The organism is Falsihalocynthiibacter sp. S25ZX9, assembly GCF_041205405.1.
GTDB lineage: Bacteria > Pseudomonadota > Alphaproteobacteria > Rhodobacterales > Rhodobacteraceae > Falsihalocynthiibacter > Falsihalocynthiibacter arcticus.
Genome location: NZ_JBGFCD010000217.1, coordinates 1 through 307 on the forward strand (window position 1 = coordinate 1; position 307 = coordinate 307).

The 307-nt window shown below is 55.4% G+C and carries 1 protein-coding gene; it reads right to left on the reverse strand.

Going from position 1 to position 307, the window contains the following annotated elements; translation table 11 throughout:
• Positions 1-11: 11 nt before the first annotated feature.
• The coding region (locus tag AB9F29_RS21985) for a phosphatidylglycerol lysyltransferase domain-containing protein (RefSeq protein ID WP_369757259.1) at positions 12-307 on the reverse strand (296 nt) is incomplete at its 5' end.

The window sequence follows — 307 nt, forward strand, 5'->3', positions numbered from 1 at the left end:
GCCTTTTTCGCTTAGCGTAATTTGCTGCGTAACTGGCTGTATTCTGGGGTCTGGAGGCAGAATTCGGAGGGCGTAAGCCATGCTTCACTGCTGACGGTGGTGACAGCCATGCCAAATTTGCGCGCCTCAAGCGCCATGCGGCCGCTGATTTTATACAAAAAGGGCAAGTGATTGTCAGCTTCGGCCATGTTCTTGAATGACGCCAATAGGCTTTGCGGATGCGTCGCCACAAGAGGGTCGCCCAATGCGATGAGCGCCTGTCCCCGAGATGCCGTGAGAAAACACCCTGCCGAATTCGGCGCATGCA